Origin of the sequence: Streptomyces puniciscabiei, assembly GCF_006715785.1 — a bacterium.
Lineage (GTDB): Bacteria > Actinomycetota > Actinomycetes > Streptomycetales > Streptomycetaceae > Streptomyces > Streptomyces puniciscabiei.
Map to the genome: position 1 here is coordinate 6,348,113 of NZ_VFNX01000001.1, position 18,510 is coordinate 6,366,622.

The window sequence follows — 18,510 nt, forward strand, 5'->3', positions numbered from 1 at the left end:
GCCGACCAGCAGGTCGTGCACGAGACGCAGTACTTCGCCGGTCCTTTCAACGCGCCCGCGTGGCGGGCCGCGCTCGCAGAGCCGGTGCTTGGGACGGACTGCCGAGGAGGCCTGACTGGCCTCGTCCGGCACGGCCGGCCTGTCGGGTTTCGGCGATTGTCTGTGCTCGCCGGATACCTTCAGGGCTCAGGCGCCCTTGCCGTCGACTCCGGTGTGCGTGGTGCGGAAGCGTGCCCGGTAGGCTCCCGGCGTGATGCCGAGGTTGCGCGTGAAGGCCCGACGCAGGGACTCCGGTGACCCGAAGCCGGTGCGCCGGGCCACCGTGGCCATGGGGTCGTCGCTGTCTTCCAGCATCGCCTGGGCGGCCTCCATGCGGACCTGCTCGACGTAGCGGGCCGGGGTCGTGTGCATCTCGTCGTGGAACAGGCGTGTCATGTGGCGGGTGCTCACGCCTGCCCGGCGCGCCATGGCGGCAAGGGTGTGCGGGGCGGACGGGTCCTCGGCGACCGCGTCCAGGACCCGGCGCAGCATCTCCTGTCTCGCGCGCGGGGTGTGGGTGCGGACACTGAACTGGGACTGGCCGCCCGGCCGCTGCATGAACACGACCATGTCCTTGGCCACGGCGCGGGCGACGTCGGCGCCGAGGTGCTCCTCGACCAGGGCGAGCGAGAGATCGATGCCCGAGGTGACGCCTGCGGAGGTCATGATGTGGCCGTCGCGTACGAACAGGGCGTCCGCTTCCACGGTCACCTTCGGGTAGCGCAGGGCGAGCTGGTCGGCGAAGCGCCAGTGCGTTGTCGCCTTCCGTCCGTCGAGCAGTCCGGCCGCGGCGAGGAGAAAGGCGCCGGTGCAGATGGACGCCGTGCGGCAGCCGCGTGCGTCGAGCCCTCTCATGGCGTCCAGCAGCGCGTCGTCCTTGATGAGGGAGGGCCACTCCGGGCCGCCGGGGATGACGACCACATCGCTGGCCGCCTGTACCTGCGCGGCAGCGAGGTCGACGCGCAGTCCGGTGCCGGCTGCGGTGACCACGTCGGCGCCGTCAGGGGAGACCGTGCGTACGCGGTAGCGACCGCCGAATTCGTTGGCTGTCGTGAACACCTCGATCGGTCCGGTGACGTCGAGCAGCCGTACGCCGGGGAAGACCAGCACGGTCACCAGGAGCGGCTTCCTGCCTGACGGCCTGTCCTTCATCGTGCGCCTCCCGGACGGACTGGGGCCCACATCGGAGGACACCATCATCCGCCCGGCGATGCTCTGCCGCTCCCGTGCCGATTGTCGTCCGCGTCCCTGCGGCATGCTGCTGCCTTCCGTGGTGTGGAACGAGGCATCGGGCTTCGGCGCCTCGCCCATGTTCAGCGGCCGCTTGCCGTCTCGTCATGGCCACAGGTGTGGCCACAACACGCTCGGACAAGGACATCGGGGCATCGGGCCGGCACCCGGCAACGGGCCTGGACGGTGCTCGATGTCCTGGTGTGAGGGCGTCATGGCGCGTGCTGTTCTGTGGCGGGAGCCGCGCTTCGCCATAGCGTCGAGGGCGCCAATGGGCCGACGGTCTCGGCCGCGCCCCTGAGCTGCTGGGTGTGGCCCGGCCAGTCGGCCGGCCCGTCACCGTGGCTGGTCGTGGACGGTGACGAATCCGACATCCCAAGAGAAGGCACTCCGCGCTGTGACACCCCACCCCAGTACCAGCCGAGCGGTCCCGTCCCAGGTCGGCCCGGCCCCGAGAGCGTCCGCGGTCTGCTCGGCCCCGAGATCATCCGCGCTTGTACGTGACCAGCCGGACGAGGCGAACGGCAGGAAGCGGGGCCGGCTCGGTCCCGGCTGGTTCGCCGCCGTCATGGGCAGCGGGATCGTCGCCGTCGCGGCCGCCACCCTGCCGCGCAGTTTCCCCGGGCTCGGCGAGGCCGCCACGGTGGTCTGGGCGGGGACCGCGCTGCTGCTGATCGTGCTCGCCGTCAGCTATACCGGGCAGCGGGCGCTGCGGGTGCATGCCGGTGATCCGGTACTGGCCCAGTTCTTCGGGGCGCCGCCGATGGCTCTGCTCACCGTCGGCGCCGGGACGCTGCTGCTCGGCCGGCGGCTGATCGGGGAGCGTGCGGCGGTGGATGCGGACTGGGTGCTGTGGTCGGCCGGTACGGTGCTGGGTCTTGCCACCGCCTGCACGGTGCCGTATCTCATGGTCGCGCGGCACCGTTTCACGCCGGACGCGGCGTTCGGCGGCTGGCTGCTACCGGTGGTGCCGCCGCTGGTCTCCGCCGCGGCGGGCGCGCTGCTCATCCCGCGGGCGCCGGCCGGGCAGGTGCGGCTGGCCCTGCTGCTGTGCTGCTACTCGATGCTCGGGCTCGGGTTGGTCGCGGTCCTGCTGGTGCTGGCCATGGTCTACAGCCGCCTGGTGCATCATGACGCGCCCGGCGGTGCGGTGGTGCCCACGATGTGGATCGGCGTGGGGGCGCTGGATCAGGCGGTGACAGCGCTGGGGACGCTGGCCACGGCGTCGCCGAGCGCGCTGCCCGCCCCGTACGCGCGCGGGAGTGGTGTCGTAGCGCTCCTGGGTGGGCTCGGGATCTGGGGCTTCGCCCTGCTGTGGCTGGTACTGGCCACGGCGCTGACCGTACGGGAAATCCGCAGAGGGCTGCCCTTCGCGGCCACCTGGTGGTCCTTCATCTTCCCCCTCGGTGCGTGCGTCACCGGCACCAGCGCGCTCGCTGCTCGTACGGGCTCGCAGCTGTTCGTCTGGATCGCCGTCGTCCTGTACGCCCTGCTCGTCGCCGCCTGGGCGGTGGTCGCCTGGCACTCCCTGCGCCATGCTGTCCGGCAGCGTGAGCGCGCCCGCCGCTGACAGCGCCCGTGTAACGCTCCGCATGACACGGACGCGTCGCGCGAACCCGGCTGTCTGCCGACGGGCAGCCGGGTTCGCGCCGCACCGCAACGCGTGCCTATGGCAGCGCCCCGGTTGCCGTCGAGGCCGGTTGCGGTCGCACGTCCCAGCTCATGCGTGGTGACCGCATACATGCCGACCGGGAAGACGAGGTTCCACCAGCCGAGCTCGTAGCGCAGCGGGATACGGCGCAGCGCGTGCCGCCAAACGCCCAGAGCCAGCAGGAGCGGGATCAGCCAGCCTGAGAACGCCCACAGGACGACGGACGTCCCGATGACGAGCGGGCGCGACATATTGCATCAGGCCGACGGCCCAGCACACCACTGCCAGGACGGCCAGTGCGTGTCCCGGGGTCACCCGGGCCAGCGATGCCGCCGCGACCGCCACCGACTCCGATCCCACCGACCACAGGAACCAGGTGCCGTTCACCTGGTCGAGCGAGGGGCCCCGCTTCAGCGTCGTGATGAGCGCGAGCGGGATGCCGTAGTCCAGCACCACCCACCCCAGCGTCCCGAACGCCAGGAACGCCCCGGAGACCGCGGTGTGTCCGGCCGGCACAAAGCGAGCAGCCAGCCGTTCGAGGAGATCGCGAGGGTGAGGAACGCGAAGGCACGCGGCCCGAGGAGATCCGCGACGAACCGCTCGCGCCGGCGCAGCAGCCGCCAGCCGTAGGCGGGCACCAGTACGGCACAACCGGCCAGGGGCACCCACAGCAGTACGGCGGAGGCGGTGTCGGCGCCGTTGACGTACAGGGCCGTGGAGACGGTGCCGGTGCCCATCATGAACGCGAGTGCGCGCGCGTTGAGATTGGCCACCGCGGCGGAGACCGCCGCGCGGTGTCCGGGCGGCCGGAACCGGGAGCGGCGCGTCCGTGCTCGGGACGGGCGGCATCCGGGCGCCGCTCATCGTGAGAGCCGGGTTCGGTGAGCCATTCGGCCAGGACCGCGGTATGGCTGTGGTCCATGTCCTGGGTGGAGGTCAGCAGGGTGAGTCTGCGGTGTTGGGCCAGGTCCCGAAGCCGGGCAGCTGCGTATTTGTGCCGTTGATCGCCCAGTCGGTGAGATAGCGGCGGCGGAACTCACCGAACCGCTGGCGGTGGCGGCCGTACCAGCGCTGCAGCTCGATGGAGGGTGCGACCTCCCGCAGCCACTCGTCGAGCGGTGCGCCTTGCCGGCGCAGACCTTTCAGCCAGACCCGGTCGACCAGCACGCGCTCGCCGACCTCGCCGTCCTCGCTCGGCGTCTGCTCGTCGATTCTGCGGCAGATGATCTCGGACACGACGCGTCCTCCGACGCAGGCCGGAGAACTCACCGGCCCGCCCCGTCACGATCTTGTGGACTGGAAGGCCGATGCCACGAGAGCCTTCTGCTCCACGCCGTGCCGGCGGGCCGAGCCGACCGCGGGCGCGGGCGCCTCGGGCCGGCTCACGCACTCCACGGCGCGCCGGGTCAGCCGGTGCAGACGCGGCGCGACGAACGACCACGCACCCTGGTTCTCCGGCTCCTCCTGCACCCACCGCACGTCCGCGGCCGCGGGGAAGTGGGCGAGTTCCGCCGCGAGTTCCTCGTCGGGGAACGGGTAGAGGCGCTCCACGCGGACGATCGCCGTGTCGGTCGAGCCCGCGGCGTGCCGGTGGGCGTCGAGGTCGTAGAAGACCTTGCCCGAGCACAGCAGCACGCGCGAGACACGGGCCGGGTCCGTCGTGTCGTCCGGCAGGACCGGGCGGAAGCCGCCCTGGGTGAACTCGGACAGGGCGGAGACGGCCGCCTTCGACCGCAGCATCGACTTCGGGGTGAAGACCACCAGTGGCCTGCGGCCGTCCAGCGCCTGCTGCCTGAGCAGATGGAAGTAGTTGCCCGGCAGGGAGGGCATGGCCACGGTCATGTTGTCCTGCGCGCACAATTGCAGGAAGCGTTCGATCCGGGCGGAGGAGTGGTCGGGGCCCTGGCCTTCCAGGCCGTGGGGCAGCAGCATGGTCACTGCGGAGCGCTGGCCCCACTTCTGCTCGGACGAGGCGATGTACTCGTCGACGACCGTCTGCGCGCCGTTGGCGAAGTCACCGAACTGGGCCTCCCACAGCACCAGGGCTTCCGGACGGGCCTGCGCATAGCCGTACTCGAAGGCCAGCGCCGCCAGTTCGGACAGCATCGAGTCGTACGATGCGAAGCTCGCGGCCTGCGGGCTGAGGGAGTTCAGCGGCGTGTGCTCCGCGCCGGTGCGCCGGTCGGTCAGTACGGCGTGGCGCTGGCCGAAGGTGCCGCGCCGGGAGTCCTGCCCGGCCAGCCGTACCGGGACGCCGTCCAGCAGCAGCGAACCGATCGCCAGTGTCTCCGCGGTGGCCCAGTCGACGGTGCCGGTGTCGAGCGTCGCCGTACGCCGGTGCAGCTGTGGCAGGACACGCGGGTGCACGGTGAAGCCCTGCGGCAGGTCGGTCTGCGATGCGATGACCTGACGGGCCCTCGCCTCGTCGATCGCGGTCGCCGTGCGCTGGGTGGCCGCCTGTCCGGCGTCGGCGCAAGGAAGGTCTTCGGCCGGTGCGGGAGCGGGCAGCGCCCGGGTCTCGGCGAAGGCCCGTTCGAGGTGATCCTGGTAGTTGCGGCGGGCACTGTCCGCCTGCCGCTCGCCGATGTCCCCGCGGCGTATGAGGGCCGCGGCGTACAGCGTGCGCACCGAAGCCTTGGCGTCGATGCGTTCGTACATCATCGGCTGCGTGATGGACGGGTCGTCGACCTCGCTGTGCCCGTGGCGCCGGTAGCAGACCAGATCGACCACGACGTCCTTGTGGAACGCCTGGCGGTAGTCGAAGGCCATCCGTGCGACGCGGTCGACGGCTTCCGGGTCGTCGCCGTTGACGTGGAAGATCGGGGCCTCCACCATCCGTGCCACATGGGTGGCGTACGTGCTCGAACGGCCGTTGGCGGGGAGGGTGGTGAAGCCGACCTGGTTGTTGACGACCACGTGGACCGTCCCGCCCGTGCGGTAGCCCGGCAGTTGCGACATGTTCAGGGTCTCGGCGACCACGCCCTGGCCGGCGAAGGCCGCGTCGCCGTGGAGGACGACCGGCAGTACGGGGAAGGGCTCGCCCTGGTCCCCGGCCAGGTCCTGCTTGGCGCGCACCACGCCCTGGGCCACCGGCCCCACGATCTCCAGGTGCGAGGGGTTCGCCACGACCGAGACGGCGATGGTGCCGCCGTTCAGGGCACGGTAGGTGCCCTCCGCGCCGAGGTGGTACTTCACGTCCCCCGAGCCCTGGACCGACCGGATGTCCACCGTGTCCTCGAACTCGTCGAATATCTGGCCGTAGGACTTGCCGATGATGTTGGCCAGGACGTTGAGCCGGCCGCGGTGCGCCATCCCGATGACGGCTTCTCGGACACCGTTTTCGATGGCGCGGAGCAACAGGGCGTCGAGCAGCACGATGGCCGACTCGCCGCCTTCGAGCGAGTACCGCTTCTGGCCCACGTACTTGGTCTGCAGGAACGTCTCGAACGCCTCCGCGGCCCCCAACCGGTAGAGGATCCGCAGCTGCCCGGCACGGTCCGGGCGGCGCTGCGGGCCCTCGACGCGCTGCTGGATCCAGCGGCGTTCCCGGGCGTCCTGGATGTGCATGTACTCGAACCCGGCGGTGCGGCAGTAGAACTCCCGCAATGCGCCCAGCACTTCGTCGAGTGTCATCGTGGCGCGCCCGGCGAACCCGTCCACGGCGAAGTCCTCCGCCCGGTCCGCGTCGTTGAGTCCGAACGCGGCGATGTCGAGCTCCGGATGTGCTGCGGCTGGCCGGGCCATGAGCGGATCCGTTCCGGCCATCAGATGCCCGCGCACACGATACGCGTGGATGAGCGCCGCGACCCGGACCGCCTTGAGGGCCACCTCGTCGGTGCCCTTGTGGTGTTGGGCCGAGGCGGTCAGGGAGGCTGCGGCGGCCGGGGACACCAGAGTGGCGAAGAAGTCCCTCCACGTCTGGTCGACCGAGCCGGGGTCCTGGAGGTAACGCCGCCGCTGCTCGTCCACGACCCATTCGTTGAGCCCGAAGTCCAGCCCGTGAGACGCTGCTCGAGCGGTGTCTGATTGCGACGCCATGGCGCGAACGCCTTCTTTCCTCTGTGAAGCCTTGGGATGGCGGACGCGGCTACGGCGGTCGTCCGCCTGCGTGTCAGGTGTTCGAGGACTTCGCAACCGTTGCGGAGACCGACCCGTTCGACCGAGTCGCACTGACGACGCTAGGACGCCGGGAGTGCGGAGACGGATGGTCGGGCGCGCCACGACGGCCTCACATCAGGACATCGGCCGGGTGACGGCCTGCTGCCTGCCGTCGTCGCACAGTCGGAGTGCGGGCGGGTGACGCCGTCCTGATCCGAGGGCGCCGGAGAACCGACCCCTGGGAAGGAATATGATCGACTACGATTTGTCGGACACCACGCGGTGGCAGTTTCCAGGGGTCCTGCGGACCTTGTCTCGTGCACGGTGAGTTGCGGGTGCAGCACGGACTGTCGCTCCATGACTACCTCATTCTCGGCGCGCTCGCCGAGGCCGCGAGCGGATCTGTGCCCGTTGCCAAGCCGGCGGCGTTCCTCCAGGACTCCGGGGACCGGTTGTCCTACCTCCTCCGGGGTCTGCAGGCGGCCGGACTGATTGATCGCCATCGTCGTGCCGGAGACCGCGGGACGGTCGAGGCCACCCTGACCGACGCAGGACGCTCCAGGTTCGCCGCCGCCGAGACGAGCGCGCAGGCGCTGATGCGCCAGCTCAGTCCCGGATGGCAGCAGTCCATCCGCGAACTCGCCGCGCCCGCACGGCCGCCCGACCGCTGCATCCCTCATGGCGATGGGCATCTCCGCCGAGGCCAACGCCTACCTGTGCGGCCGGCGTCCTACGGCCGCCCGGGGTTCGCTCGCTGCAGGTAGCCGACCGGTCGGTTATTTCGTACGCTGATGTCATGGGACGTACCTCCGACGCCAGGCGGAAGCTCCTGGACGCCGCCCGCTCGCTGATCGAGGAGCGCGGGTACTCGGCGCTCGGCGTGGCCGAGATCTGCAAGGCCGCCGGGGTGCCGAAGGGGAGTTTCTACTACTTCTTCGAGTCCAAGGAGGCCCTCGCACTCGCGGTCGTCGACGAACACTGGGCGGCCCAGAAGCGCGACTGGACACAAGCCCTGACCGGTGACGCGGAGCCGCTGTGGCGGTTGCGGCGGCTGTTCGAGGAGACGGAGGCCGGCCAGCGTGCCGTCCAGCTGGGCTGCGGCACCGTGGCGGGCTGTCTGTTCGGGAACCTCACTCTGGAGCTGAGCAACCAGACCGAGGCGGTCCGCGAGCGGCTGCAGGAGATCTTCGACGCACAGGTCGACATGGTGGAGTCCGTCATCGCCGAGGCCCGTGAGCGCGGCGAGGTCGGCGTGGCCGACACCCGTGAGGCGGCGCGCGCCGTCGTGGCCCAGCTGGAAGGCCAGGTGATGTTCGCCAAGCTGTACAACAACACGGACCGGCTCGGCCCCCTGTGGCCCAACTGCCTGGCCCTCCTCGGCGGACGGCCGACGCAGGAGGCCGTGACCGGCGTCTGAGGCCCGATCTTCGCCTGCGCGACGGCTCCTGGCGGCTGCGGCGGCCCGGGGAGGGCCCGGTCTCCTCAGGCCTCGTCCTCGTCCAGCACGGGGCAGGCGTACACCGGTGCGGACTGCCCCACCTGCCCGGCAGACCGTGCCGCAGGGCTCTGGTCCACGACCGGCATCGCGTGGGGGAAGCCGACGCGGAGCGCGGCGGCGGCGACCGCGCCGGCCAGGACCACCGCCGAGGCCAGGATCAGAGCCTGGTGGTAGCCGTGGTGGAGCAAGGGGGTGACGGCCAGCGGGCCGAGGATCTGGCCGACCGAGTAGCCGGCGATCAGCAGCGCGACCGACCGCGGAAACCGCAGATGAGCGCCCGCGGCAAGGGTGAGGGTGCTGATGCCGATGAACGTTGCGCCGAACAGGATCGCTGAGACCAGTGCGGCCGGCACCCCGGCGACGACGGCGGGCACGGCGATGCCGACGGCCTGGATGACCAGCACGGTGAGCAGCAGGCCGGGGCGGGACCAGCGATGCGCGAACCATGCCCACAGCGCCGAGGACGGCACGGCGGCCAGTCCGGCCAGCACCCAGGCGCCACTGCCGACCCAGCCCGGGTGAGCCTTGTCCGATCGCGGCGACGAGGAAGGTGCCGGCGACGATGTACCCGATGCCCTCCAGCGTGTAGCTGACGAACAGAGCGCTGAACCAGCGGTGTACCCGTGTCCTGGGATGCGAGCCCGCCCCGCCGCCGGAGGGTGCGGGCGTTTCCTCCGGACGCAAGGTCCAGCAGGCGACGGACGTGAGCGCGCAGAGCACGGCCGAGGCCCACCAGGCGGAGCGCCAGTCGCCGAACGCGCGCAGGAAGAGGACGACCAGACCGGACAGGGCGATCCCGGCGCCGACGCCTCCGAAGGCCCAGCCGGTCGGGTGGGCGGGGTGCTGCCTGAGGTGGCCGAGGAGGGAGTTGACCGCGATGACGAAGATCAGGGCGCTGGTGATCCCGGCGAGCAGCCGGAGCGCAAGCCACGCGCCGGTGCTGTGGACGGTGGACATCCCCGCCAGAGTGGCGGTCAGTACCACCAGGGAGACGCGAAGGAGCAGACGGGAGCGGACCGGCGCCGGGACGAGGATGCCCGCCGGCACGCCGATCAGACAGCCGACATAGTTGGCGGTGGCCAGGTTCGCACCGGCACTCGCGGACAGCCCCGCCTGCGCGTGCATCAGCGGCAGGATCGGGGTGTAGACGAAGCGGCCGACGCCCATGCCTGCCGCCAGTGCCGCGGCGGCCTGGCCGCGTGGCCGCCTGGCCGCGCGGCGAGTGCAGCGTGCGGTGCGGACGAACGGACGACAGGCCCAGGTCCGGCGAACTCATGTGGATATCCCTCTGACGCGGTGCAGACCTTGGTTGATGAAGACCTCGGTGCCGCAGCCACGGGTGACGGCGAGGGCCCCGGCACAGGCGCCGGTCACTGCGCCGCGCCGACCGTGCCCGGGTCGTTGGGGTGAGGCACCAGTGCGGTGACGGTGAAGGTCATCCAGGACCGGAGCGGCAGTGTGCCGAGTATCTTCTCGTGCAGCTCGGCTTCGTCGGCGGCCCGCCAGATGCCGATGCTGCGCAGCTCGCCGAGCGGACGCCACAGCCGGTACAGATGGCCGGAAGCGGCCAGTTCCGCCGCGCGGACGGCCTCGGCGGCTCGGCGCCGCCCGACCTCGTCCGCACCGACGCCCTCGGGGACGGTGGTGGTGATCTGCACCAGGAACTCTGGCATCTCCTCGCTCCTCTCGGATCCACGCCGGAGTCACTGGATCCGCGTCGTAGGGCCGTTCGGTGCCCCGTCCTCGCCTTCGTGCAGCCATCCTGGCCCTGCCACCAGGGACGTTGCCACGACCGGCTCCCTCCTTGCTGATAGGTGACACCTCCCAGCGCGCGTAGCATGACGGGCGTGGAGCTGCGCCAACTGAGGTATTTCATCGCGGTGGCCGAGGAGCTGAACTTCGGCCGGGCCGCCGCGCGGCTTCTGATCGCGGGCCCTTCCCTCTCCCAGCAGATCAAGGCCCTCGAACGCGACCTCGGGGTGCGCCTCTTCGAGCGCGATCGCCGCTCGGTGTCCCTCACTCCGGCCGGTGCGGAACTGCTCCCGCACACCCGCGCTCTGCTGGAACGGGCGGATGACCTCCAGCGCCGCGCCGGCCGGCTGTCCGGCTCCGAACCGGTCCGGCTCGGCTACGTCAACTGGCTGCCCGGAGATCTGACCGTTCGTACCTCCGCGGTGGCTCAGATCCACATCGACGCCTGGGTCGCCCCCTCCCACACCCAGGCAGCCCGGGTGGCCGACGGCAGCCTCGATCTCGCGGTGTGCTGGGTCCGGGCCGAGGACGTGGAACGGCACCGCCTGAACGCCCGGATCCTCGGCGCCGATCGGCTCTATGCCGTCGCCAAGGGAGACGACACCAGCCCCGTGCGGGCCCGGGACACCGCGGTTCTCCTCGACGACGACATCACGTCCTGGTCGTCCTGGAACGTCTACGCCGAAGAACTCGCCCGTGACACCGGAGCCCGAGCCGTGCCCATATCGGACGGCGGCATCACCGGCCCGGCCTTCTTCGACCACGTCCGCCGCAGCGGCCGTCCGATCATCAACTCGCCCAAGGGTCAGACCTGCGCGCTCCCGGCCGATCTGGTGCGACGCCCCGTCGTCGCCCCCGAGGTCTACTGGACCTGGTCCCTCGTCCGACGCGAGGACGAGGCACGCGCGGCGGTCATCGCTGCCATGGACGCCCTGTGTGACGGCGTCGTAGACCTCGGCATACGCGCCGCCGACGCCTGGCTGCCCGCCGGCGACCCGTACCGACAGTAGAGACGGAGTCCCCGCCGCCGGAAGCCGCCGTTCCCCGGCACCCACGCAACCCGTCGGGCCCGACGCGATCCCTCGGGGGCCGACGCAATCCGTGGTCCTCTACCTGCGACGTCCTCACCTGCACTGAGAGCCACGGCCTCCCGGACGGGAGGAATCGCGTCCCAGCGGAGGGGCCGCCAACCGTTGCCTCGCGGGCGCACGGCTGCCTATCGTCAAATAGTCGACCGGTCGGCTAGTAATTTTTTCACCGGTCCGGAACAGTCCTCCCACCTCGAAAGTGAAGATCACCGTGAGCATTGCGCAGCAGAAGGTCGCCGTCATCACCGGCGCGTCACAGGGCGTCGGCGCCGGACTTGTGGACGGCTACCGCGCACTCGGGTACGCGGTCGTCGCCACCTCCCGCACCATCGCACCCTCGGACGACACGGAGGTCGTCACCGTCCAGGGGGACGTCGCGGATCACTCCACCGCCGGCCGTGTCATCTCCGCCGCGGTGGAGCGGTTCGGCCGGGTCGACACCCTGGTGAACAACGCGGGCGTCTTCGTCGCCAAGCCCTTCACCGACTACACCCTCGACGACTATGCGGCCGTGATCGGCGTGAACCTGAACGGTTTCTTTCGCATCACTCAGCTGGCGGTCGAGCAGATGCTCGCCCAGGGCGGCGGTCACATCGTCAACATCACCACCAGCCTGGTGGACAGCGCTGACTCCAGGGTGCCCTCGGTGCTTGCCTCTCTGACCAAGGGCGGCCTGCAGTCCGCGACCAAGTCCCTCGCCATCGAGTACGCCCGCCATGGCATCCGCACCAACGCGGTGTCGCCGGGCACCATCAAGACCCCCATGCACCCCGAGGGGACCCATGAGTTCCTCGCTGCCCTGCACCCGGTCGGCCGGATGGGTGAAGTGAGAGACATCGTCGACGCCGTGCTCCACCTGGAGAAGGCGCCCTTCGTCACCGGCGAGATCCTTCACGTCGACGGAGGCATGAGCGCCGGACACTGACCGTACACCGAGTCCTGGACCAAGGAGTGGACATGACCGCCACGACCGACGACGCGGAGATCCTGAGCGGAGTGCTCGACCAGTGGAAGGCCGCGGTCGACGCGCACCAGCCCGACCGCGTCGCCGCCCTCTTCACCGAGGACGCCGTCTTCCAGGGGCTGCACCCCTACAGCGTCGGACGCCAGGGCGTCGCCGACTACTACGGCTCCCAGCCCCTCGGCATGAAGGCGGCATACCGGATCCTCGAGACCAGGCGGCACGCCGACGACCTCGTCCTCGGCTACCTCGCCGTCGAGTTCTCGTTCACGGACCGGCCCCCGCTCGACGTGAAACTCTCAGTCCTCGTTGTCCGCACAGGGGACGACTGGTCCATCGGCCACTATCAGGTATCCCGCCTGGATTAGCCCGTTCGGCCAGATCAACGACCTCGTCTCTGGCGCATGTTGACGCCCGCCCAACGGGCGCTTCGCACCCGGGTTGCGCCGCACCGTGCCCCTGAGCGGGGTGACCGGTGTGGCGTACCTGCGCTGTCAGCGACGCCTTCCCCCACTGCGGAAGCATGCCGGCAGCTCCTTCTCCGCGGTCCGAGTCAGCTACCGAGCCTATTTGCATGTGCAAGCGCCGCGGAGGCTCCCGACCCGAAGTGCCTCTCTCAGGTCCCGTTCGGTCGTGGGGTGGGTGACTCGCCTGCCGGGCGCCGTCGAGTTCGCCACGTGCTCGAATATCGCCTGGGGACGCCGCGTGGCGGCGGACTGGGAGGATCGTCGAGGCGTTCGCGTCGGCCGACGAGCTCGGCGGGCGCTATCGGGTGCAGCTCGCGTCCGAGGACGGGGCGGGGCTGGTCGCCTCCGCCGGGACCCGCCTCAGCGCTGACCTGCGTGTCGATGAGGTACGTGAGTCGTGCGACGTTCTGGTGATCACGGGCGGTTCCGATGGGGAGACGTTGATCAAGGACGACGTCCTCCTGGATGCCGTCCAGCAGCTGAATGAGAAGGCCCGTTGTACGGCAACGGTGTGCACGGGAGCGTTTCTGCTGGTCGGGGCCGGACTTCTGGACGGACGTCGTGCCGTGCCGGCGGAACTCGCAGCAGCTGGCTCTGCGTTTTCCGTCCGCGGAGGTCCAGCCGGGCGCCACTTCGTGCGGGACGGGCGGATGATGACATCGGCGGGCGTCAGCGCCGGAATCGACCTGTCGCTGACGCTCGTCGAAGATCACTACGGTGCGCAGGTCGCTCGGGCGGTCGCCAAGGACATGGTCGTCTTCATGCAACGACCGGGTGGCCCGTTCCAGTTCAGCGTCCGCTCCCGTGCCCCGCACAGCCGCCAAGAGATGCTCCGCCGGGTCCTGGACGCGGTCGTGGGCACTTCCGAGCCGGGGTCGGCGTAGTCCGTGACCGTCGTGCTGGTCGCCGGTGGAAGACCGCGGAGGCGGGAGGGCCCTGATCGACGGCGGCCCGGAGGGAGGAAGCCCATACCTGAGAAGAACCACGCCGCGGTCGCGGTTACCGGAGACACCATCGGCCCGCGGGCCCAGGGCTTCGCACCCTACGACTCGACTCCTCATGCCTAGGCTGTGGCCGCGGTGCGGTAGAACTCGGCCGCGGTGACCGTGGCAGGGACGCCGAGTTCGGCGGCGACCGCGGTGATCGCCTTGTCGCCGACAGCGAGATCGGCGTGGCCGTCCGTGGTGAAGTACGGCGCGATGAACGTGTCGTAGTGGGCTCGGGCCTCTTCCGCGGTCTGTCCGCCGAGGAACGTCTGCATGTGGCGCACCGTGGTGTCGGGGTCGTCGTGGATCACCTGAAGGGCGCGCCGGTGGGCTCGTACGACGGCCTGGACCGCAGGGTCGTCCGGTGAGATGTAGGTGGGGTCGACGGCCACGCCCACGGTGGGGATCTGGAAGTGGTCGCCGACCCAGGCCAGCACCTGCCAGCCGTGCTCGGCGGCCACCGCCTCCGGTGCCATGGTGCTGCCGACGTAGGCGGCGTCGATGCTGCCGTCGTTGAGCCGGCGCAGATCCATGCCGTAGTCGCCGGGCGAGCGGACGATGGTCTTCACGTCACGGTCCGGGTCAAGGCCGGCCTTTCGCAGCACGATCCGGGCGAATGCGCCGGGCGGGGTGTGCGGGGCGTGGACCGCCAGCCGTCGTCCGGCCAGGTCGGCCAGGGAGGTCAGGCCGGGGCGGGCGAGGAACCAGAACAGCGGGCGGTGGGTGTTGACACTGAGTGCGACCCACGGGGTGCCGTCGGTCAGTCGTGACAGCAGTGCCCGGCCGAGCCCGATGGTGGCGCAGCGGCGCAGCCGTTCCACGTCCCAGGTGCAGCCGTCGCGCAGCGCGACGTGGACACCCTCCTCGGCGTAGTAGTCCTGCTGGTCGGCGATGTAGGCGGCCAGCTCCTCGTGCAGGCCTCGTCCGACGTAGGCCAGGTCGATCGTGTGCATGAACGTCTTTCCTTGATCGTTTAAGGGTTCGGCCGTGTGTGCGGAGGTCAGCGGGGCGTCAGTACATGGCCATGCCGCCGTTGACCGCGGCCGTGGTACCGGTCATGAAGGAGTTGTCCTCGGCGGCGTAGAAGGCGACCGCCTGGGCGACATCGGCCGGGTAGGCCAGGCGGCCCAAGGGGGTGGCGGCCACCTGCCGCTGCCTCGTCGCGTCGTCGAGCACGGCATCGGCGGTGCGGGACTCCACCGGGCCGGGCGAGACGACGTTGACCGTGATGCCCTGCGGGCCGAGTTCCTGCGCGAGATACCGGGCGAACTGCTCGAGTGCGGCCTTGGAAACGCCCAGCGCGATCATGCCCGCCCGAGGCAGGCGGCTGAGTCCGGTCCCGATGTAGATGAGTCGTCCCCACCCTCGTTCGGTCATCGTGGGCAGTACGGCTTTGGTGACCGCGAACGCCGCGTGCATCTCGGCGTCGATCTTGCCGCCCAGTTCTTCCCACGTCATGTCCTGGAACGGCTTGACCGCATACGGGATGAGCGCGTTGTGCACGAGCACGTCGATGCCGCCCCAAGCCGCCTGGACCTGTCCGACCATGCTCTCGACGGCCGCCTCCTCGCGCACGTCGGCCTGCACGGCCATGGCCTGGCCGCCCGCGGCCTCGATGTCGGCCACGACCTCCTCGGCCGCCTTGGTGTTGCGGAGGTAGTTGACCACCACGCGCATTCCTCGCGCGGCCAGAAGTCGCGCCGTGGCCGCGCCGATTCCGCTGCTGGCCCCCGTCACCAATGCCACCCTGCCGGTCGTCCCGGTCACGGGCCCACCTCCTGATCGTCGTCGCGGGCCGTCGGGATGACCGCCCGGGGTTGTTCGTCGTCGATGCCCCGGCCTGTCGGGCGGATCGCCCCGTACAGCACGGTGTCGACGGTCGCCCGCAGCAGATCGGCCGCGGTCCAGTCCAGATCGCGCGGCAACTCCGACATGAGCAGCCGCTCCAACGCGCCGCGGGTGATCTCACTCAGCAGCTCGGGCGGCGCCGGCAGCAAGCCCTGCCGGTGTCCCTCCCGGAACAGCTCGTCGAGCCGCCGGTAGACCACCGCGTCCACACGCTGCTCCACGTACTGGCGCAGCATCGCGTCGCCCCGCCCCGTCGCGAGCTGAGGCGCGCCGATCCGCCCGAGCTCACTCCCCGCCGCGATCAGGAACCGCTGCACCCGCGCACCGAACGGCCGCCCTTCCGCCTCCTCGGTCGCCGCCTCCAACGTGCGCTCCACCGCGGCGAACTGGCGGTCCAGCACCGCGGCCAGCAGGCTGCGCTTGTCAGGGAAATGACGGTAGATCGTCTTCTTGCTCATCCCGAGCTCACGAGCGAGATCGTCCATGCTCACCCGCGCGAGACCCGCCCCGAAGAACAGCCGGCCGGCCGCCTCCACGATCACGTCCGCACGCCGCTCGCCACTGGGGGAAACTTTAGAAACTGGATTAGTTTCCATAGTTCCCATCGTTGCCCTCCGTCTCTTGGCTGTCAAGGCATGCCGTACGTCCCAAGTGCCGGCCGGCGAGGTCTGGCCGGGGCGCGCTACCCGGTGGTGGCAAGCCCGATGAGCAGCAGGGCGATGTCGTCCGTCCGGGGCGCGGTCTGCCGTGCATGGTCGATCAGGGTCGTGGCGAGCCGGTCCATGGGCTGGGTCGAGGCCCGGGCGAGCTGGGTGGCGAGCCCGGACATGGCGTCGTCCATGTCGACCCCGGGAGTCTCGACGAGTCCGTCGGTGTACAGGGCGAGGACGGTGCCGGGGGTCAGCGGGATCTCGGTGGGGGGATAGTCCGCGTCGGGGTCGATGCCGAGCAGCACGCCGGGTCGGAGCGCAAGGACCTCGGCGTGGCCGTCCGGGTGACGCAGAACGGGCGGGGGATGGCCGGCGGTGGCAAGGACGGCCCGGCGGCGTGCGAGGTCGAGCTGGGCGTACAGGCAGCTGACGAAGCGGCCCGGCTCCATGGCGACCAGCAGGCGGTTGGCCTGCGCGAGGGCCTGTGGAGGCGTGGCCCCCGAGGCGGCGTGGGAGCGGATGGCGGGGCGCACCCGGCCCATGAGCGCGGCAGCGGTGACGTTGTGGCCCTGGACGTCGCCGATGACCGCGGCTGCGGTGGTGTCGTCGACGCGGACCAGGTCGTAGAAGTCGCCGCCGATGTCCATGCCGCGGACGCTGGGCAGATAGCGGGCCGCCACATCCAGTCCAGGAAGGTCGGGCAGCGAGTCGGGGAGCAGGGCCGCCTGCAGGGTCTTGGCGAGTTCGTTGCTGGTGTCGTACAGGCGGGCCCGTTCCAGCGCCTGCGCGATCAGTCCCGCGAGCGCGATGAAGACGACCCGCTGCTGGCCGGGAAAGGGGTGGGGCCGGTCGAAGGCGAACACGCACGAGCCCACCGGATGCCCGGAGGCGATCAGCGGCAGAAACGCCCAGGCATGCAGACCCTTCTGATGCGGGGCGGGCGGGTAGGCCCGGGACAGCTCGTCGAAGGAGGCGAAGAAGCTGGGCACGCCGGTGGCGAGGACCCGGACCGCGGGTGCCGGGTGGGTCAGCGGCACGCCGTCGAAGTGTTCGAGCAGCGCGGGGTTGTAGCCGCTGCGGCCGATGACCCGCATTCTGCCGTTCTCGGCCGCGAGCAGGGCGACGGTCCGGGCTCCGAACGCCGGCAGCATCTCCTCGGTGACCAGATCTACCACGTCTGAGACGCCCACGGTTTCCGACAGGGCGGCGGCCAGGTGCAGCACCTGGTAGATCTCGCCCAAGCGGATCGGCTCGCCCCGGAACGTCTCCGTCCTGGTGGGCCCCGGCTGCGCGTCCCCGCCCGGACCGGTCGGCGATATGCGGACGCTCACCCCCGAGCCGTCGGGATAGAGCTCGAAGGCGAGCCACTGGGCCGGCGGGTGCATGGCGGTGTAGTAGCCGGGCTTCCGGCTGACCACGGTGGCGCGGAAGTGGTCCTCGAAGGCCGGGTCGGTGTGCCAGGGCAAGGACTGCCAGGGACGCGTGCCGATCAGGTCGTCGGGGCTGCTCGCGCCCAGTAGGGCGGCGGCGGTGGCGCTGACGTAGGTGAACCTGCCCTGGAGGTCGAGGGAGCAACTGCCCCAGGGCAGCCGCTCGACGAGGTCGGCCGCGGCGAGTGCCTCGGCCGGCCCCCGCTTGCCGGCGGGCGGCTGCGCCAGGGTGCGGGGTGCGGGTCCCGGGCCGACGGCGTGGCCGGTGCCGGCGGCGTCGCGCAGGAAACGCGCCAGACGCCGACCGGCGGCACGGACCCGTTCAGGGCTCGGGCCGTCGGTACTGGTGGCGCCGGCGCCGGGCCAGAACAGCAGCAGCGCGCCCCACACCGTGGTTCCGGTGAGGAGCGGTGCCGCGACCACCGCATGGTGGTAGGGCAGGGCGATCGCCGTGCGCGGATAGCGACGGGCGAGGTCCTCCGGGTCGCCGAGCCAGACGAGCCGCCGCTCGCGCACCGCATCGGTCACGGGAAAGCGGCTCGACAGCGGGACCCCGAACCAGGGCGCGAGATACTCCGCCGGCATGCCTGCGGTCACCTCCAGCCGCAGGGTCTGGCCGTCGGATGCCAGCAGAAAGACCGCTCCCGCGTGCACGCCCGTGTCGCGCACGGCGAGCTCCAGCAGCCGGTCCAGCTCGGCCCGGCGCAGTGACCCGGCGGTGGGTGAAGGGGAGCGGGGCCCGTGGGGCTGCGCCGCGCCGCCTTCCCGCATGGCGCACATATCAGTACCGTACGTCCGCCCCCGCCGACCCC

At 70.9% G+C, this 18,510-nt stretch carries 16 protein-coding genes and 3 pseudogenes; 6 read left to right on the forward strand and 13 right to left on the reverse strand.

The window, feature by feature from the left end; genetic code table 11:
• Positions 1-186: 186 nt before the first annotated feature.
• Entirely contained in the window at positions 187-1,191 is a 1,005-nt protein-coding gene (locus FB563_RS29465) for a GlxA family transcriptional regulator (RefSeq protein WP_107100545.1), read from the reverse strand.
• Positions 1,192-1,666: 475 nt separating this feature from the next.
• On the opposite strand from FB563_RS29465, the gene FB563_RS29470 reads away from it, so the two are divergent.
• Positions 1,667-2,839: a TDT family transporter gene (locus tag FB563_RS29470; protein ID WP_055704896.1), complete on the forward strand. Its 1,173-nt coding sequence runs from the start codon at positions 1,667-1,669 to the stop codon at positions 2,837-2,839.
• A 191-nt stretch (positions 2,840-3,030) separates the two neighbouring features.
• On the opposite strand, the pseudogene FB563_RS45515 reads toward FB563_RS29470, so the two are convergent.
• The 6 genes and pseudogenes from FB563_RS45515 to FB563_RS29485 all read right to left on the reverse strand — a co-directional run.
• A pseudogene (locus FB563_RS45515) lies at positions 3,031-3,171 on the reverse strand (tellurite resistance/C4-dicarboxylate transporter family protein); the annotation flags it as partial.
• 55 nt (positions 3,172-3,226) lie between these two features.
• Positions 3,227-3,376: pseudogene (locus tag FB563_RS45520) on the reverse strand (tellurite resistance/C4-dicarboxylate transporter family protein); the annotation flags it as partial.
• Positions 3,331-3,693, reverse strand: coding sequence for a TDT family transporter (locus tag FB563_RS43120; protein WP_063797036.1), 363 nt, complete (start codon positions 3,691-3,693; stop codon positions 3,331-3,333). The gene FB563_RS43120 and the pseudogene FB563_RS45520, both read right to left, overlap by 46 nt.
• Entirely contained in the window at positions 3,657-3,932 is a 276-nt protein-coding gene (locus FB563_RS45250; protein ID WP_324615829.1) for a DUF488 family protein, read from the reverse strand. Before FB563_RS45250 ends, FB563_RS43120 begins: the two co-directional genes overlap by 37 nt.
• Positions 3,857-4,156: a DUF488 domain-containing protein gene (locus FB563_RS29480; RefSeq protein WP_063797037.1), complete on the reverse strand. Its 300-nt coding sequence runs from the start codon at positions 4,154-4,156 to the stop codon at positions 3,857-3,859. The genes FB563_RS45250 and FB563_RS29480 overlap by 76 nt, the downstream gene beginning before the upstream one ends.
• Positions 4,157-4,201: 45 nt before the next feature.
• Positions 4,202-6,958 carry a multifunctional oxoglutarate decarboxylase/oxoglutarate dehydrogenase thiamine pyrophosphate-binding subunit/dihydrolipoyllysine-residue succinyltransferase subunit gene (locus tag FB563_RS29485; protein WP_079048618.1) on the reverse strand — a complete coding sequence of 919 codons (2,757 nt, stop codon included), beginning with the start codon at positions 6,956-6,958 and terminating at the stop codon, positions 4,202-4,204.
• Positions 6,959-7,814: 856 nt separating this feature from the next.
• Between FB563_RS29485 and FB563_RS29490 the strand changes: the two genes are divergently transcribed.
• Positions 7,815-8,435 (forward strand): TetR/AcrR family transcriptional regulator, encoded by a 621-nt coding sequence (locus FB563_RS29490; RefSeq protein WP_055704900.1) that lies wholly within the window; start codon positions 7,815-7,817, stop codon positions 8,433-8,435.
• Positions 8,436-8,500: 65 nt separating this feature from the next.
• Here FB563_RS29490 and FB563_RS29495 read toward each other — a convergent pair.
• Positions 8,501-9,683: pseudogene (locus tag FB563_RS29495) on the reverse strand (YbfB/YjiJ family MFS transporter).
• Between the two features lie 203 nt (positions 9,684-9,886).
• The gene (locus FB563_RS29500; RefSeq protein WP_055704901.1) at positions 9,887-10,189 is read right to left on the reverse strand and encodes a muconolactone Delta-isomerase family protein; all 303 of its coding nucleotides are present in this window, start codon (positions 10,187-10,189) and stop codon (positions 9,887-9,889) included.
• 165 nt (positions 10,190-10,354) lie between these two features.
• Between FB563_RS29500 and FB563_RS29505 the strand changes: the two genes are divergently transcribed.
• From FB563_RS29505 to FB563_RS29520, 4 genes are all read left to right on the forward strand, one after another.
• Positions 10,355-11,278 carry a LysR family transcriptional regulator gene (locus FB563_RS29505; RefSeq protein WP_055704902.1) on the forward strand — a complete coding sequence of 308 codons (924 nt, stop codon included), beginning with the start codon at positions 10,355-10,357 and terminating at the stop codon, positions 11,276-11,278.
• Positions 11,279-11,567: 289 nt separating this feature from the next.
• Positions 11,568-12,281, forward strand: a complete 714-nt coding sequence (locus FB563_RS29510) for an SDR family NAD(P)-dependent oxidoreductase (protein WP_055704925.1) — start codon at positions 11,568-11,570, stop codon at positions 12,279-12,281.
• Positions 12,282-12,313: 32 nt separating this feature from the next.
• Positions 12,314-12,685, forward strand: a complete 372-nt coding sequence (locus FB563_RS29515) for a YybH family protein (protein ID WP_055704903.1) — start codon at positions 12,314-12,316, stop codon at positions 12,683-12,685.
• A gap of 356 nt (positions 12,686-13,041) precedes the next feature.
• Positions 13,042-13,668 carry a DJ-1/PfpI family protein gene (locus tag FB563_RS29520; RefSeq protein WP_267888634.1) on the forward strand — a complete coding sequence of 209 codons (627 nt, stop codon included), beginning with the start codon at positions 13,042-13,044 and terminating at the stop codon, positions 13,666-13,668.
• A gap of 179 nt (positions 13,669-13,847) precedes the next feature.
• On the opposite strand, the gene FB563_RS29525 is transcribed toward FB563_RS29520, so the two are convergent.
• The 4 genes from FB563_RS29525 to FB563_RS29540 all read right to left on the reverse strand — a co-directional run bounded on the left by FB563_RS29525 (position 13,848) and on the right by FB563_RS29540 (position 18,478).
• The gene (locus FB563_RS29525) at positions 13,848-14,723 is read right to left on the reverse strand and encodes an ABC transporter substrate-binding protein (protein WP_055704905.1); all 876 of its coding nucleotides are present in this window, start codon (positions 14,721-14,723) and stop codon (positions 13,848-13,850) included.
• A gap of 58 nt (positions 14,724-14,781) precedes the next feature.
• Positions 14,782-15,537: an SDR family NAD(P)-dependent oxidoreductase gene (locus FB563_RS29530; RefSeq protein WP_055704906.1), complete on the reverse strand. Its 756-nt coding sequence runs from the start codon at positions 15,535-15,537 to the stop codon at positions 14,782-14,784.
• Complete coding sequence (locus FB563_RS29535) at positions 15,534-16,160, reverse strand: TetR/AcrR family transcriptional regulator (protein WP_199832748.1); 627 nt, start codon at positions 16,158-16,160, stop codon at positions 15,534-15,536. The genes FB563_RS29530 and FB563_RS29535 overlap by 4 nt, the downstream gene beginning before the upstream one ends.
• Positions 16,161-16,300: 140 nt before the next feature.
• Complete coding sequence (locus FB563_RS29540) at positions 16,301-18,478, reverse strand: SpoIIE family protein phosphatase (RefSeq protein WP_079048620.1); 2,178 nt, start codon at positions 18,476-18,478, stop codon at positions 16,301-16,303.
• Positions 18,479-18,510: the final 32 nt, after the last annotated feature.